Annotated in this window: 12 protein-coding genes; all 12 read left to right on the forward strand. The window is 47.3% G+C overall.

The window, feature by feature from the left end; genetic code table 11:
• The first annotated feature begins 102 nt into the window (after positions 1-102).
• The 12 genes from ACN08Z_RS02380 to ACN08Z_RS02435 all read left to right on the forward strand — a co-directional run bounded on the left by ACN08Z_RS02380 (position 103) and on the right by ACN08Z_RS02435 (position 16,537).
• Positions 103-1,980, forward strand: a complete 1,878-nt coding sequence (locus ACN08Z_RS02380; RefSeq protein WP_419103004.1) for a peptidoglycan D,D-transpeptidase FtsI family protein — start codon at positions 103-105, stop codon at positions 1,978-1,980.
• A gap of 69 nt (positions 1,981-2,049) precedes the next feature.
• A complete protein-coding gene (locus ACN08Z_RS02385; protein WP_419103005.1) occupies positions 2,050-3,738 on the forward strand; it encodes a UDP-N-acetylmuramoyl-L-alanyl-D-glutamate--2,6-diaminopimelate ligase in 1,689 nt (562 codons plus the stop codon).
• Between the two features lie 7 nt (positions 3,739-3,745).
• Positions 3,746-5,335, forward strand: coding sequence for a UDP-N-acetylmuramoyl-tripeptide--D-alanyl-D-alanine ligase (locus tag ACN08Z_RS02390; RefSeq protein ID WP_419103006.1), 1,590 nt, complete (start codon positions 3,746-3,748; stop codon positions 5,333-5,335).
• A complete protein-coding gene (gene mraY, locus ACN08Z_RS02395; RefSeq protein ID WP_419103007.1) occupies positions 5,332-6,450 on the forward strand; it encodes a phospho-N-acetylmuramoyl-pentapeptide-transferase in 1,119 nt (372 codons plus the stop codon). The genes ACN08Z_RS02390 and mraY overlap by 4 nt, the downstream gene beginning before the upstream one ends.
• 4 nt (positions 6,451-6,454) lie before the next feature.
• Positions 6,455-7,996: a UDP-N-acetylmuramoyl-L-alanine--D-glutamate ligase gene (gene murD, locus ACN08Z_RS02400; protein WP_419103008.1), complete on the forward strand. Its 1,542-nt coding sequence runs from the start codon at positions 6,455-6,457 to the stop codon at positions 7,994-7,996.
• A 95-nt stretch (positions 7,997-8,091) separates the two neighbouring features.
• Positions 8,092-9,888: an FtsW/RodA/SpoVE family cell cycle protein gene (locus tag ACN08Z_RS02405; RefSeq protein WP_419103009.1), complete on the forward strand. Its 1,797-nt coding sequence runs from the start codon at positions 8,092-8,094 to the stop codon at positions 9,886-9,888.
• A gap of 66 nt (positions 9,889-9,954) precedes the next feature.
• The gene (gene murG / locus ACN08Z_RS02410; protein WP_419103010.1) at positions 9,955-11,055 is read left to right on the forward strand and encodes an undecaprenyldiphospho-muramoylpentapeptide beta-N-acetylglucosaminyltransferase; all 1,101 of its coding nucleotides are present in this window, start codon (positions 9,955-9,957) and stop codon (positions 11,053-11,055) included.
• A complete protein-coding gene (murC, locus tag ACN08Z_RS02415) occupies positions 11,048-12,529 on the forward strand; it encodes a UDP-N-acetylmuramate--L-alanine ligase (RefSeq protein WP_419103011.1) in 1,482 nt (493 codons plus the stop codon). Before murG ends, murC begins: the two co-directional genes overlap by 8 nt.
• 2 nt (positions 12,530-12,531) lie before the next feature.
• A complete protein-coding gene (locus ACN08Z_RS02420; RefSeq protein ID WP_419103012.1) occupies positions 12,532-13,473 on the forward strand; it encodes a cell division protein FtsQ/DivIB in 942 nt (313 codons plus the stop codon).
• Positions 13,474-13,678: 205 nt separating this feature from the next.
• Positions 13,679-14,863 (forward strand): cell division protein FtsZ, encoded by a 1,185-nt coding sequence (gene ftsZ / locus ACN08Z_RS02425; RefSeq protein WP_419103013.1) that lies wholly within the window; start codon positions 13,679-13,681, stop codon positions 14,861-14,863.
• Positions 14,864-14,961: 98 nt separating this feature from the next.
• Positions 14,962-15,786: a polyphenol oxidase family protein gene (locus ACN08Z_RS02430; RefSeq protein ID WP_419103014.1), complete on the forward strand. Its 825-nt coding sequence runs from the start codon at positions 14,962-14,964 to the stop codon at positions 15,784-15,786.
• Positions 15,773-16,537: a YggS family pyridoxal phosphate-dependent enzyme gene (locus tag ACN08Z_RS02435; RefSeq protein WP_419103015.1), complete on the forward strand. Its 765-nt coding sequence runs from the start codon at positions 15,773-15,775 to the stop codon at positions 16,535-16,537. The genes ACN08Z_RS02430 and ACN08Z_RS02435 overlap by 14 nt, the downstream gene beginning before the upstream one ends.
• Positions 16,538-16,567: the final 30 nt, after the last annotated feature.

The following is a 16,567-nucleotide window of genomic DNA, read 5'->3' on the forward strand; positions in this document are numbered from 1 at the left end:
ACTTGTCGCGTGAACTTGAGAGTGCTGTGGAAAAATAGGTATGGTGTTAGCCGGTTATGGTAGTGCTAAGACCAGAGGTTGAGAGAGTTTAAGGGAAACGCGATGAACGAAAAAGAAACTAGGAAACCCGTACCTAGTTCACGGCCGACAGAACGTCGGGCAATCGGCCGTCGTGCCTTTTTAGCGAGTGCAATCGGCACCGCCGGTTTAGGTCTTTTCAGTGCGCGTCTCTTATATCTTCAAGGGTTTGACCCAAACGGTATTGCGGCAAAGGCTAAAGAGCGAAGAATTCGAACGCAAGAAATTCCGGCCTTAAGAGGTCAGATTCTTGATATTAACGGGAATATTCTTGCTCGAACCGTTCAGCGTTACACTGTTGTCGTCGATCAGAGTGCCGTTGCGCCGTTTCGTCGTTACGTTAAAGGCAGTAAAGACCAGAATGAGACGGAACTCGTTACTCCGAGCCAATTAGTGTATGAGCTGGCTGATTTGTTAAAAATGTCAGACTCAGACGTTAAAGCTGCACTTGACGGTGATAGAAAATATTCGGTGGTTAAAGACAACGTTACGCCGGAGGTCTATAACGCTGTTAGTGACTTAGGCGCAACATTTGTGTACGGAAAAGTTACCTCTGAACGCCTTTATCCTAATGGGGCAGTAGGTGGATCTGTTGTTGGACGTTTCCAAATGGTTGAAGCTAAAGTTGAAGGTTCAGATGAGATTGAACTTCAAAACAACTCCGTAGGTATTGAACGCGTATACGGCGAAACTCTAGCCGGAAAAAACGGAGAACGTAGCTTCGAGATTAGTGCAACCGGTGTGCGTATCCCCGTTGGCGACGAACATAATATCCCCGCCGTCAACGGAAAAAATGTGCGTCTAACCATCAACCAAGACATCCAATACTTCGCCCAGCAAGTTGTAAAAGCACGAGCCGACGAACTTAAAGCTGAATGGGCAACTGCCGTCGTTATGAACGTAACAGATGGTTCAATTCTGGCTTTAGCAGACTCCAGTACTATGGACCCCGGGTCACAGAAATTCACTTACGCTGACATGAACCCCCGCGCCATCACTCAAGCTACAGAGCCTGGCTCAACAGAAAAGATTCTTACAGCCTCAGCCTTACTTGATAGAGGCCTCGTCACACCCACAACAGTATTTGATGTACCTGCCGAACTCGTCATCGATGGGCAGACCATTACTGACTCGTTTGAACATCCTCCCCAGAGACGCACATTCTCTGGCATCATTACCGACTCTATGAATACCGGAACTGTTCTTGCAGGAAAGAAAATGACTCCTGAACAACGTTATGACTGGCTTAAGAAATACGGTTTGGGCGAATATACGGGAATTGAGCTAACCGGCGAAAACCAAGGAATCGTAGCCTCTTGGAAAGACTGGGATGTCCGCCAACAATACACCGTACTCTTTGGCCAAGGTGTTGCTCAAACACCCCTACAAACCTCTTTGATTTACCAAACTGTGGGTAATTTAGGTATTAAGCTGAAGCCAAGAATTGTTGACGCTATCATCGATGCCGACGGTACCGAAGAAATGATGCCTATTGAGCCTGGAGAAAGAATCATCTCCGAAAAAGCAGCACGAGAAACCCTGAGCCTGATGGAAAACGTGGTGCTACAAAATGCAAAAGGTGCCCAAGTAGCAGGATACCGAGTGGGCGGAAAAACTGGTACCGCAGAAGCACCCAGCGAAACTAAAGCAGGGTACGACGGGTACACCACCTCTTTTGTGGGGGTAGCACCCCTAGAAAATCCACAATTTTTGGTCAGCGTAACGATTCAGCGTCCAGATGCTAACGCATATAACGTTGGTCTTGCTGGTGCTGCTACACAGTTCTCGCAAATCATGGAAAAAGTGCTGAGCACTTATAACGTTCCGCACTCAACCAGTGAACCAGTGGAAATCCAAAAATTTGCCGAAAAAGATGAATCAAAACAAGACTCGATAGGGTAAAAGAGTCTTTAACTCACGAAAATTCCAGCAACCTTATAAAATAAGAATATTATGAAAGCGCAGAATACTATGAGCACTGAGGAACCAACCGGTCAAGGAACCGCTCAGAGCCTCCGACCGCAACATATCGTCGGACGCTCCGCACAAGAATTGGTTGATTACCTAATAAACGTGGGACACCCCGCCCAGTTGCTCGCTGATACACCACATATCACTGGAATCACAATGGACTCCCGTGAAGTCCAATCAGGAGACCTCTACGTCGCTATCCCCGGAGCTCAAACTCATGGCGCAAAATTCGTTGAAGCCGCAATCAACCAAGGAGCTTCAGCGATACTTACTGATACACAAGGTCTAGAAATCCTCAAAGCGAAAAATCTGTCAGCTCAAGAGCTCACATTAGGGGTTATCCGATGCGAAGAACTGCGCGAGCTCATCGGACCGTTATCTGGCTACATCTACCAATCTCAACCTCAAGACGGCAGCGCTCCGACGCTCTTTGCTGTTACCGGAACCAATGGAAAAACCACCACAACATATATGGTGAACTCCATAATGCAAAGTCTTGGAAATACAACCGGTCTTATCGGAACTATCGAGATTCTTGCAGGACAAGAATCTATCCCCTCAAAACTGACTACGCCAGAATCCCCACATGTACACTCACTTATTGCCTTAATGAGAGAACGAGGCATTGGCGCGACCTCAATGGAAGTCTCTTCGCATGCCTTAGACTACCGACGTGTCGACGGCATCCGATACGACGTATCAGGGTTTACTAACCTGACTCAAGACCATCTCGATTTACACGGAGATATGGAAAGCTACTGTGCATCTAAAGCAGAGCTTTTTACCCCAGAACGTTCAGCTCGGGCCGTTATTACCGTTGATGATGCTTGGGGTGAACACATCTACCAGCAAGCATGCCAAGCAATGGGAGCTGACCACGTCGTAGCACTCTACACAAATGCCGGTGCAGGATACGAACATGCACCGACAGGGCTTAACCCACAAGACTGGGTACTTCTCAACGTCGAACGCCACGGCATCGGACACCGTTTTACCGTAGTTCGCACAGATGGAACCCAACTGAACTTACAAACACAATTACCAGCAGACTTCAATGTCTCTAACGCATCATTAGCTGCCGTCATGGTTTATGAATCAGGCCATAATACGACAGAGCTAGAACAAGTTTTGCAATGCGCACAAACCCTCACCCCCGTCGTTCCAGGACGTATGCAGTTGATTGGAGAAGCCCCCACCGCTATCGTTGATTTCGCACATAACCCTGACGCGCTCAAACGAGCGCTAGAAGCGGTACACCCTGCTGAACAGAATGGGCGAGTGATTATTGTCTTTGGTGCCACCGGAAACCGTGACCAAACAAAACGTCCCATTATGGGTAGCATCGCTGCACAATATGCAGATATTGTCATCGTCACTGACGATGACCCTCATGACGAAGATCCAACACCGATTCGTCAAGCTGTTGTTGATGGCGCAGAACAAGAAAAAGCATCTGGCGCCCGCGCACAACGGATACTTAACATTTCCCCTCGAGCTGACGCAATCGATTATGCCTTTTCGCTAGCTGGCAAACAGGACTCTGTCCTTATTGCTGGACGTGGGCATGAAACAGCCCAAGATATTGCTGGTGTTGATATTGAACTTGACGATAGGGTAGAAGTAGCTCGGGCACTTAACCGCTATGGGTACAGCGTACTTGCTGACTATCAGCTAATGTTGGAGGCATAAACACAATATGATTACGTTAACCGCTGCAGAGATTGCTCAGGCAACCGGCGGTAGCTTAGAAGGAATCTCTACTGAAGCTGCCCAACAAATAACGTGCAACTTTGCAACAACCGATTCTCGTGAAGTACGAGAAAGCACACTCTTTCTTGCAAAGCCCGGAGAACAGACCGATGGACATCTATTCGTTCCCGCTGCTTTTGAAACCGGTGCTAGCCTCGCATTAGTTGAACGTCCCATTGAACAAGAAGACGGTAACCCATACCCACAGATTGTGGTAAACGACATGGTGCTCGCAATGGGTCGCTTAGCAGAATTCTGCGTTCAGAAGATGCGTGAAAAATCTAAGCTAACAGTGGTTGGTATTACCGGTTCTGCCGGTAAAACCACAACCAAGGATCTTCTCGCTCAGATTTTCGCTACAGCTGGGGAAACCATCGCTCCGATTGGTTCTTATAACGGCGAAGTTGGGGTTCCTCTAACTGTTTTCCGAGCAGATGAGAACACCCGTTACTTAGTGATTGAAATGGGAGCTGACGGTCTTGGCCATATCGAATACTTAGCGAATATAGTTCGCCCCGATTATGGCGTCATCCTCAAAGTTGGAACAGCTCATGCTGGAGAATTTGGTGGGGTTGACAACATCGAAAAGACTAAAGGCGAACTTGCTGAAGGCGTGAAACTCAGTCTTTGCCTCAACGATGATGACCAACGTGTACGTCGAATGGTCTCACGAGCCACAACACCCGTCACCTATTTTGGTATCGGAGCAAACAATCAGCAAACAGACCAACACTATGAGCGTGTATACGCTCAAGACGTCCAAACAAATAACAATGGGTGCCCAGAATTTACTCTAGTCTTCCCCGATCATTCCTCATATAAGGTATGTTCACAACTCATCGGTGAGCACCACGTATACAACCTTCTCGCTGCTGCTAGTGTTGCGTATCAGGCAGGAATTTCTACGGAGGCTATTGCACAGGTCCTTAATACTTCTCAAGCTGTTTCGCGTTGGCGTATGCAACGTACGGACCGTCCCGATGGAATTATCGTCATTAACGATGCTTATAACGCAAACCCCGAATCTATGGTGGCAGCTTTACGAGCCTTAGCTCAATTGGGTCGTACTCAACAGCGACGGACGTGGGCTATTCTTGGGCCCATGCTTGAGCTGGGTGAGGTCTCTGTTGCCGAACACGATAAACTTGGACGTTACGCAGTACGGATGAATATTTCGAAGATTGTAGCTGTCGGCGATATTGCTCAGCCTATTTACAATGCAGCACACCTTGAAGGCTCCTGGGGAGAAGAGGCAACGTGGGTTGCGACTGTAGAAGAGGCCTATCAACTCATTCGTCATGAAGCTCAGCCAGAAGATATTCTTCTCTTTAAATCCTCTCATGCTGCCGGTCTTGGAAAATTGGGAGAACGTGTGGCTACCGTTGAGAAGTTGCTCAGTGAAGAACGTGACACAAACGCCACACAGTGGTTGAGCGCCGGTGAGCCTTCGCAACAGGTAAACTCAGATTTTGATATTCAGAACATGACCGAAAATACTCTTGTGCAACACAAGCCGGAAGGCGATACCACAGCATGATTCCCATTCTTTTAGCGGCAACTTTTGGATTGACGATTTCAATTTTCGGCACTCCAATACTCATCAAATATTTAACCCGTCATCGTTATGGCCAATTCATCCGTGAGGAAGGTCCAGAATCGCATCAGAAGAAACTGGGCACCCCTACTATGGGCGGGCTTGTGATGATGTTGGCAACTGCTTTGGGATTCTTCCTATCGCTCGTGATAACCGCGGTGTTTTTCAAATCTTCGTGGGTACCTTCTGCCTCCGCGCTATTGGCCTTATTCTTGATGTTGGGTATGGCAGGAATCGGACTCATCGACGATATACGCAAGATTTCTCAGAAACAGTCTGAAGGTCTTAAACCTCGTGAAAAATTTATTCTTCAAGGGCTTGTAGGTACTATCTTCACCGGTCTGGCTCTACTCTTCCCAAACGCTCAAGGTCGCACTCCAGCCTCTAGCGCGATTTCTATTACGAGGGACACCGCGTTTGACTTCTTAACCTTTGGCCCAATTATTGGAATACTCCTTTTTATCCTTTGGGGCAATTTGATTATCACCGGCACGAGTAATGCGGTGAACCTTACCGACGGTTTAGACGGTTTAGCTACTGGTGTTTCTATTCTGGTGTTTTCTGGATATCTGATGATTTCGCTGTGGCAGACCCAGCACCTGTGCAGCGGTGTAGCGGGAGAATCTGTCTGCTACGAAGTTCGTGATCCTCAACAGTTAGCGATGATTGCTGCTTCCCTTATTGGTGCGTTGGTCGGATTCTTATGGTGGAATACCTCTCCGGCTTCAATCTTTATGGGAGACACCGGAGCCTTAGGGCTTGGTGGGGCGTTAGCCGCTTTCGCTATCTTGACAAGAACTGAGCTGCTTCTTGTCCTCCTCGCAGGGCTATTTGTCGTGATTACCGTGACCGTTATAATGCAGCTAACTTATTTTAGGCTAACCAAAGGTAACCGTATTTTCCGGATGACTCCGTTGCAACATCATTTTGAGCTGGGTGGATGGCCGGAAGTTCAGGTTGTGATTCGTTTTTGGATTATAGCTGGAGTCTTTGTCATGCTTGGTCTTGGCGTATTTTATGGTGACTGGCTGATTGGCCACGGAGGGATAGTAAACTAGAACTATGCGTGCAACCAATGAGAACCCTGTCTACTCATCTTCACGTCTTGAAAACCTTACGAGCTGGGACGCACCATGGAAAGGTCTGCGTGTCGTCGTCGCTGGACTTGGCGTTTCAGGATTTTCTGCTGCCGATACTCTGATTGAACTGGGCGCAGAGGTATTAGTGATTGATAATGCTGATACTGAAGAAAACCGTTCAAAAGTTCAGACCCTTAAAATTGTTGGTCTAGCTGATGCGCTCTTATCTGAAGATGCGATGGATCATCTACCTCTCGTTAACGGGCAGCTTCCTGAACTTATTGTCACGAGCCCTGGGCTACGCCCTAACCTTGGGTTGTTCGTTGAAGCTCAAGAACACGGTATTCAGGTATGGGGTGATGTGGAGCTTGCTTGGCGTCTGAATACTCGTCAGGGACGAAAAACTCCACAATGGTTGTGTATTACTGGAACTAACGGTAAAACAACAACGGTGGGCATGACGGAATCTATCCTTCAGCAGGCAGGGTACCGTGCGGTTGCTGTGGGAAATGTGGGAACACCTATTCTCGATGCCTTGAGAGATCCTGTCGAATACGATTATTTTGCGGTGGAACTGTCTAGTTTCCAATTGCATTGGTCGCACTCAATGTCTCCTCTTGCCTCTGTAGTGCTTAACGTTGCAGAAGACCACGTTGATTGGCATGAAGGGTACGAGAACTATCTTGCGGATAAGGCCCGTATTTATGAAAATACACAGGTGGCGTGTATTTTCCATGCTGAACATCAGAACATTATTCGTATGGTTGAAGGAGCCGATGTTCTCGAAGGGTGCCGTGCTATCGGCTTCCACGCAAATTCTCCGGCGCTTTCGATGTTAGGCGTTGTTGAAGGATTATTGGTAGACCGTGCGTTCACCGATAACCGTCAACATGAGGCTTTAGAACTTGCTGAAATTGCTGATACTGGTGCTCTTCCCACCAAACATACTGTTGAGAATGCTTTAGCAGCGGCTGCTTTATGCCGTGCTGCTGGCGTTCTTCCACAAGATATTAAACGCGGTTTAAAGAGTTTCGAACCTGGCGCTCATCGTATTCAACCGGTAGCTCACACCCATTCGGTACTGTGGGTTAATGATTCAAAAGCTACTAATCCTCATGCTGCACACGCTTCGCTGAGCTCTTTTGATTCAGTCCTTTGGATTGCTGGAGGGCTCTCAAAAGGTGTTGACTATGAGGAGCTAGTACGTTCTCATGTACATCGTCTCAAAGCTGTGATTCTCATTGGTACAGATACGCTCTCCTTACGCGAGGCTTTGTCAAAGCATGCTCCCAGCGTTCCGCTTTATAATGTCACTGATGAGCTAGAAAAATCTGCTAGTGGCGCTGACATTATGTCTCGTGCTGTTGCTCAAGCTTATGAATTAGCTTCAGAAAAAGACACTGTGCTCATGGCTCCTGCTGCTGCTTCAATGGACCAATTTAAGTCGTATGCAGACCGTGGCGACTGTTTTATTGAGGCCGTTACGCAACTGGTAGAGAAACTTAGCTCAACAGAGGACGAATAAAACCGGTTCTTGTAAGAAGACATCATTTCTTCCTCAACCGGAGGTGAAAACACTAACCCTAGCGATTGTTAACTGCTAGGTGAAGGGACAATAGTTTGAGCACGACAACCCCAGAACACTCTTCTGGTGCCTCAGAACCTTTATCAGAGCACACTCATAGGAGCTTTCGTGACCGTTTAGTTTCTTGGTATGTGGGTGTTCGTGGACGTGCTGAGAACTCTTCAATTAGTGATGTAGCATTATTGCTTTTTTTGATTGCCGTGGGATTAACACTCTTTGGCATCATGATGGTACTTTCAGCTTCTAGTGTTGAAGCTATTGCTGCTCAACTTTCACCTTTTAGCCAAGCGGTACGCCAAGCTCTTTTTGGGGTGATTGGCTTTGTTGCTTTGAGTATTTTCTCTTATGTACCAGTAACGCTCTATCGTCGTGGCTGGATACTGCATATTTTGCTTGCCATTATGACAATCATTCAGCTTTTTACCTCTCAATTTGGTAAAGAAATTGGTGGTAACCGCAACTGGTTGAATATCGGTTTTATTCAAATTCAGCCGTCTGAGCTGGCAAAGATTGTTTTTGTTATCTGGATGGCGTGGGTCTTATCCCAGCGTAGACTTTCTCCGGAAGATTCTAAATCTCCTTTTCCTTTGAAAGTGCTTTGGGGGTTGCCTCTTATCGGTGCAATTACCTTAGGTAAAGATATCGGTACCGTTATTGTTTATGCCATTATTTTCTTAGGAATGTTGTGGTTCTCAGGAATTACTTCCAAGTCTTTTGCTACTCTTCTAGGTATTTTTGCTGTTGCCGGTGTTGCTTCAGTATTGGTGAGTTCAAACCGTTTACAACGTATTTTAGGGCTTTTTGGTAAGTGCCAAGGCTCAATTTGTGATCAGTCTGATGCAGGTTTGGCAGCTTTGACAACGGGCGGTTTTTGGGGTGTCGGCTTAGGCCGTTCACGCCAGAAATACAATTATCTTCCCGAAGCTCATAACGACTATATTTTTGCGGTCATTGGTGAAGAGCTTGGACTGGTCGGCACCTTATTGATCATCGTTCTATATCTTGGGCTTATTTACTGCTGTGTCCGTATCATGCTCCGTAGTGCTGATCGTTTCGTCATTCTTGCTACAGGCGGAATTATGCTATGGCTGGTAAGCCAAGCAACTATTAATATTGCTATGGTGACGGGAATCCTCCCCGTGATTGGTATTCCGCTACCTTTTATCTCATATGGTGGCTCGTCACTGGTGACCTCACTTTTGGCGGTGGGCATACTTATCGCTTTTGCCCGGCAGAGCCCGTTACTTTCGATTACAGCGGGTAATGAGCAACTCTTCTCTACCAAATCTCATGAGAAGGATGCTCGCCGTCGTGCACGTCTGGGAAGAATCGTTCGGGATGAAGAACGACGTCTTCGCCAACCGTTAGCTCCTTTTACTGAACGCTATGAGAAATCTATATCTGTACTAGGTTTCTTTGGCTTAGGGCCGGCGGCGGTCTCAACATCGTCACCTCAGGGTTCAAAATATCCTTCACGATCTTCTGCGCAACGCTCCCAACCTCGTCGCTACCAGGAGGCTTCGGCCTCTCAACGGAGACGTCCTCAAGGTGAGCCTTCTCGTCGGGGGAGCAATCCTCGTGTGTCTCGAGAACAACGAGAAAAACCTGTGGGTCAAGGAACCTCTGGTGCTAGTCGTGGGGCAGACCGGCATCCTCAACGTCGAGATAGGTCCGAACAGTTCCATCTCAGACAACAATCGCATAGGGCTCAGCGGGGTTCTCACGTAGATCGTAGAAATGAATTTGAAGCATCACGACGGACTTCACGTACGAATAATCATCGTCAGGGCTTTGCTCAAGGAGCTCGCCGTAGAACTCGTCGAGAAGAATAATCTTTGGGTTGTGAGAGGATCCGGCGTAGAATTGAAGTTCATACAAATTGAACGGAGACTTAACCCATGACGATAAGCCCCTCCATTGTTTTGGCAGGTGGCGGAACCGCCGGGCATATCAACCCTATGTTGGCTATTGCTCGAGAAGTTACTCGCCAATCACCTGACGCAAAAATTCTTATGGTCGGTACAGAGGATGGACTGGAAACAGACATCGTTCCTCAAGCTGGGTATGAGATAGCTTTTATTTCTCGTGCTCCTTTTCCTCGTAGGCCTAATCTGGCAGCGGTGAAGTTCCCCGTAAAGTTTATGCAGGGCGTGCAAAAGGCCCGTCAGATTCTGACGTCTTCGGGGGCTGATGTTGTGGTTGGTGTTGGCGGATATGTGTGTCCTCCGATGTATATTGCTGCTCAAATGCTTTCTGTTCCTGTCGTGATTCATGAGGCTAACGCAAAACCAGGAATGGCGAATGTTTTTGGAGCGAAGAGAGCTGCTTTTGTTGGAACAGCTTTTCCTGATACCAAAATTGCTCAAGCGCAACATGTCGGTATGCCAATGCGTGAGAATATTGAGTCTTTAGATCGTGAATCCTTACGAGAAGACGCTCGAAAGCGTTTAGGACTTGACCCGTCACTGCCAACGTTAGTGGTCACGGGCGGTTCTTTGGGAGCTAAGAGCCTAAACGATACTGTTGAGGGTATTCTTTCTGAATTGCCTCAGTGGAATTTTCAGATCTTGCATATTACAGGGCGTGACAAGTCAATAAAAACCCCTGACGGTATGTTGTTCGAAGCACCACGTTATGTGCAACGAGAGTTTATTACCAGCATGGAAGATGTGTATGCTGCTGCGGATCTTTTAGTTGTTCGTTCAGGAGCAGCTACCGTGAGCGAAGTCGCTGCTGTAGGTGTTCCCGCTGTTTTTGTTCCGTTGCCTATTGGCAATGGGGAGCAAGAGTTTAATGCTCGTTCTTTGATTCAATCCGGTGCCGGAGTCCTTGTCAAAGATGCAGAGTTTACTACTCAATGGTTTGTTGAGCATATTCCTGCTTTATTGGCAGATGCGAATAAACTCCGTGATATGTCAGAAAAATCCTATGCTCAAGGAATCCGTAATGCGGCTTCTACGATGGCAACTGAAGTACTAAAGGCGGTAAAGCATGACTAACAATTTGATGAACCTTCAGCTAGATCTTCCACATCCGTTAACTCCTCCTTTCCCAGAACGTTTATCGCTGGATTCTTTAGGAAAAGTTCACTTTGTGGGTATCGGCGGAGCCGGTATGTCTGCAATTGCCCGTCTGATGGTTCAGGCTGGGGTGAGCGTTTCTGGATCTGACCGTGCTGAGTCTTCGGTTACGGACAGTTTACGAGAACTTGGTATTGAGATTTTTACTCCGCAAGCAGCTGAGAACGTTGTGAATGTTGATACCGTTGTGGTGTCTACGGCGATTATGGCTGATAATCCAGAACTTGTAAAAGCTCGGGAGCTAGGGCTTCGTGTACTTCACCGTTCTGAGGCTTTAGCGGCAACGATGGGTACTTCTGAAGTTGTTGCAGTAGCTGGAACTCATGGGAAAACGACAACTAGCTCGATGATTTCTGTAACGCTGGGCGCTTTGGGCGCTGACCCTTCTTTTGCTGTTGGATCCACGATTGCCGGTTACGGTACGAATGCTCATTTGAGCTCTAACCAGCAGGGCTCTTGGTTTGTTGCTGAAGCTGATGAATCTGATGGCTCTTTTGTGCGCTATCGTCCTCAAATTGCTGTGGTAACAAACGTTGAACCTGACCACATTGATTTTTATGGAACAGCAGATAAAGTATATGAAGCTTTTGCACGGTTCGTTGCTTCGATGCCTGAGGATGGTGTTCTTATCGCTTGTATCGATGATGCAGGTGCTCGGGATTTAGCATCACGTACGCGTGAAGCCGGTTATTCTGTGATTACTTATGGTGAGGCTGAAGATGCTCACGTGCGTCTTTCCGAAACTACCAGTGACGGTATCGTTTGCTCTTCACAAGTGACATGGGATTTCATGGTAGGGGAGCAAAACGTACAAGGTGCCGGACAGCTGGTGCTCAATGTTCCGGGTAAACATAATCAGTTAAATGGTTTAGCTGCTTTTATTTGCGGTGTTTTGGCCGGTTATGAGGCTGAGTCTAGTCTCAAAGCAGTGACCCAATTTCAGGGCACTGACCGTCGTTTTACCCTGCGTGGAGTTGTCAACGATATTAGAGTTTTTGATGACTATGCGCATCATCCTACGGAGGTTTTTCGTGCACTAGAAGCAGGACGGACAGTTGCTGCTGGGCATAATCTCTATGTGTTGTTCCAACCGCATCTTTTTTCTCGCACTCAGGAGTTTGCTCAGGAGTTTGCTCAGGCTTTATCGACTGCAGACCGCTCGTATGTTTTGGATATCTATCCGGCTCGTGAGCTTCCTATCGAGGGTGTTACTAGCGCGTTGATTACTGAGGCGGGTTTCTCTGAGGTACATTATGCTCAGCCTGAGGAGGCTTTAGAGAAGATGATTTCTCAAGCTCGCCCTGGCGACGTCATCATGACGGTAGGTGCTGGGGATGTAACAGCTTATGGTTCAGAACTGGTTGAGCGTCTATCGAAACGCGCGAAAGTATAGGTATGTCTGAAGATCGTGAACAGCTTTCGACTTTGAAGGATGGACAGCCGTCGAATGACGCTCCTGTCGTTCGTATTAACTCTTCTAAGGTGAAGCCTGTAGAAGATGATTCTTTGGTCAGTGCGAACTCTCGGCGTTTTGCTCAATGGCGTTCTACTCGCGCTGCGGCGAAAGGCTCTTCTACAGGGCAACAGAGCAGTTCTGCTGTTCATACTGCGGCATCCTCCTCTTCGTCATCTGGCGTGTGGTCTTTTTCTCGTGAGTCAGTTAAACGCTGGATTTATACCTTCTTAGGTCTTCTGGTCATTGCTGCGATATTCGTTGGTGTAGTTTTTTACTCTCCGCTTTTGGCTATTAAAACGATTACTGTGCAGGGTGCTTCTTTGTTGTCGAGTTCGTCAGTTGAGGAGAAATTACGTGGCTTAGAGGGTGTTCCTTTAACTCGTGTGAGTGATCAAGAGGTGTCTGATTTGATTGGTCATCAACAGATTCTTCGAGGTGTTTCTATTTCTGCTCGGGCTCCCCACGAACTGATTGTTACTCTACATGAACGTATTCCGGTGGCTGCGATTCGCGATGGCTCAGAGTTTGTTTTAGTCGATAGTGATGGCGTGATGCTTTCTCGCGTTGATTCTTTAGAGGCTAGTGGTGTTCCTTTGATTGCTGGTGGTGGCGCTATTGTGAATACCCCACAGTTTAAAACGGTGACTCGGGTTCTTGAATCTTTGCCTCGTGATTTGTTGTCTATGGTGACTGAGGCGAAAGCTGATTCTACATCGACGATTACATTGATGATGGGTGATGATCGTCAGGTTTTGTGGGGGACAACAGCAGACAGTGACCTTAAAGCTAAAGTTCTTATTGAACTTATGAAGGCTTTGGGTGAGGATCAGCAGATTAAGGTCTTTGATGTCTCAAGCCCCTTGGTTCCTACGACTCGATAGTTCAACTTAAAGTTGAACTTCGGGTGCAATTCTTACTTTTTCGAGAAAATATCCTGTTTTTTTGAGATGTAAAGCGACAGAACCTCCGTAGTGTTGGTACTCTTCTAGTTGAAATACACATAAATCGAATAAATGTCATTCAATATAAAGTTGAAGGTTTGGTATTTATTCATCAATAATTCCTAAAAATCGTTAGAGGGACTTCATGGACGCAAATACCCCCCAGAACTACCTAGCAGTCATTAAAGTCGTCGGTATCGGCGGCGGCGGTGTCAACGCTGTCAACCGCATGATTGAGGTTGGTCTTCGCGGTGTCGAGTTCATCGCAATTAATACTGACGCACAAGCGCTGTTGATGTCTGATGCAGACGTTAAGCTCGACGTTGGTCGCGAGCTAACACGCGGTCTTGGTGCAGGCGCTAACCCCGAGGTTGGACGTCAGGCAGCAGAAGACCACGAGCAAGAAATCGAAGAGGTCCTCAAAGGCGCAGACATGGTGTTTGTGACTGCCGGTGAAGGTGGTGGCACCGGTACCGGTGGCGCTCCTGTCGTTGCTCGTATTGCACGTTCTTTGGGTGCGTTGACCATTGGTGTTGTAACACGCCCCTTCACCTTTGAAGGTCGTCGTCGTTCTAACCAAGCGGAAACCGGTATCGCAGCTTTGCGTGATGAAGTTGATACCTTGATTGTTATTCCTAACGACCGCTTGCTCTCTATCTCAGATCGTAACGTCTCAATGCTAGACGCCTTCAAATCTGCAGATCAGGTGCTTCTCTCTGGTGTTCAGGGCATTACTGACCTCATCACCACACCCGGCTTGATTAACCTTGACTTCGCAGACGTCAAGTCTGTGATGCAAGGAGCAGGTTCTGCATTGATGGGTATCGGCTCAGCTTCTGGTGAAGACCGCGCTGTTAAAGCTGCAGAGCTCGCTATTGCTTCACCTCTTCTTGAAGCATCTATCGATGGTGCACACGGTGTTCTTCTCTCTATCCAGGGTGGCTCAGATTTGGGTCTCTTCGAAATCAATGAAGCTGCTCGCCTCGTTCAGGAAGTTGCACACCCCGATGCGAACATCATCTTTGGTGCTGTTATTGATGATGCACTCGGTGATGAAGCTCGTGTGACCGTCATTGCAGCTGGCTTTGATTCTGTCAACCCTGAGACAAACGCTAACGGAAATAGCTCATCCGCTCAGCAGTCTGCACAGCAGAGCTCACCTTTTGGCGCAACTGCTAAAGCTCAGCCTTCTCAAGCGCCTGCAGCAAACTCTTGGCAGTCACAGGGCAACGACGTGCCTCACAACGCTGGTTTTGATGTAGATCTTCCACCAGTTGTTGAAGAAGCTCCTCGTAAAGATTCTTTGGACGTCCCTGACTTCCTCAAATAATCATCTAAAAGAGCAAAGCTCTTGGCGTAGAAACCTCACCGTATCTATAGCCAAGAGCTTTGCTCTTTTTATATCCACTCTTTTTTCTGGAGGACACCATGAGTTCACCTCTGGCCGCACATACGATTGAAACATTGCACGACCGTCCTGTCCATATTGCTTTTAGCTCTGCTTCAGCAGGAAATCTAGGGTTGCACGTAGGGAAAAATTTTTTAGATGTTCTCAAGAATCGTGAACACCTTGAACAGTCTTTAAACCTCGGCTCAGAACAATTTACGTATGTAAATCAGGTTCATGGTGTTGACATCGTCGACGCTGATACACAGTATCTTCAACCGGTAATGCCTCATTCTTGCCATGAACAAGAACGTCTGATGTACGCGCAGTCCCTCCTTGCTGATGCGCCTCAAGCAGATGCCGTGATATCTGCCCAAGGAAAACCTCTGGCCATTATGGTTGCTGACTGTATCCCTGTGATTTTTACTGCTGAATGTTCTGCCACATATTTTCCGTTGACTGCGGTTGCACATGCAGGGCGGAGAGGACTACTTGACGGCGTCTTGCAACAGACTGTGGAATCATTAGTGCGCCGAGGAGCAGAAAAAATTACTGCATGGATAGGCCCATCCATATGCGGTGAATGTTATGAAGTTCCCGAAAAGATGCAGGAAGAGTCTACTCAAATTCTTTCAGCTGTTCGATCTCAGACTCGTTGGGGCACGACGGCTTTAGACTTGCCTGCTGGTGCTGAACAAGCTCTTCGACAACTGCCGTATGAGATAAAAATTGACACATCTATGGCTTGTTGTACCTTTGAAAACCAGCATTTGTTCTCTCATCGTAGGGGTGAACCTCAAGGTCGTTTTGCAGGTCTTGTATGGGTTGAAAATCTTAGGGAAAGAGGTACTAGTGTTAACCTATAGCATGCAACGTGCAGAAGAGTTAAAGAGCAACCTGATGCGTGTTCAAGAACGTATCCGCTGTGCCGAGCAGGATTATTCTGGCTCCCGAACTGCTCAAAGTCACAAAGTCGAACTCACTGTTGTGACAAAATTCTTTCCTGCTGAAGATATCTTCGCTCTTTATCATGCGGGGGTTCGCTCTGTGGGTGAGAACCGTGATCAAGAAGCTCATGAGAAAGCTCGTACGCTTGAACCGATGTTAGATTCGCATGATTCTTTGAGATGGTCTTTTATCGGGCAGCTACAGCGCAATAAAGCGAAGTCTGTTGTTCGTTATGCGCATGAAGTGCATTCTGTTGACAGGATTTCCTTGGTGGAGGCTTTAAACAAAGCCAAAATTCAATGTGAACAGAATGGGGGAGAATCCTTAGTCTCTGGTCCTTTATCGTGCTTTGTACAAGTCAATTTATCGTCTGAAGCAGATGATAGTTCCTCGCGTGGAGGCGCTACTGGTGATGAGATATTTCGTATCGCTGAGCGTCTTGAACAATGTGAGGGGCTCTCGTGTTCTGGAGTGATGGCAGTTGCTCCTTTGGGCGGAGATGCTGAGAAAAGTTTTGAGAAACTTTATGGTATTTCTCAGAAGCTGCAAGAGTTTTTTCCTCAGGCTTGGGAAATTTCTGCTGGGATGAGTGGTGACCTTGAAGAAGCTATTCGTTGGGGGTCAACGAGGGTGCGTGTTGGCTCAGAGATTATGGGTGCACGTCCTTAAGTGACTAAAAACCACGTTGGTTTATTGTTC

It is taken from the genome of Rothia sp. P7181 (genome assembly GCF_048513015.1).
In the GTDB taxonomy this organism is placed as follows: domain Bacteria; phylum Actinomycetota; class Actinomycetes; order Actinomycetales; family Micrococcaceae; genus Rothia.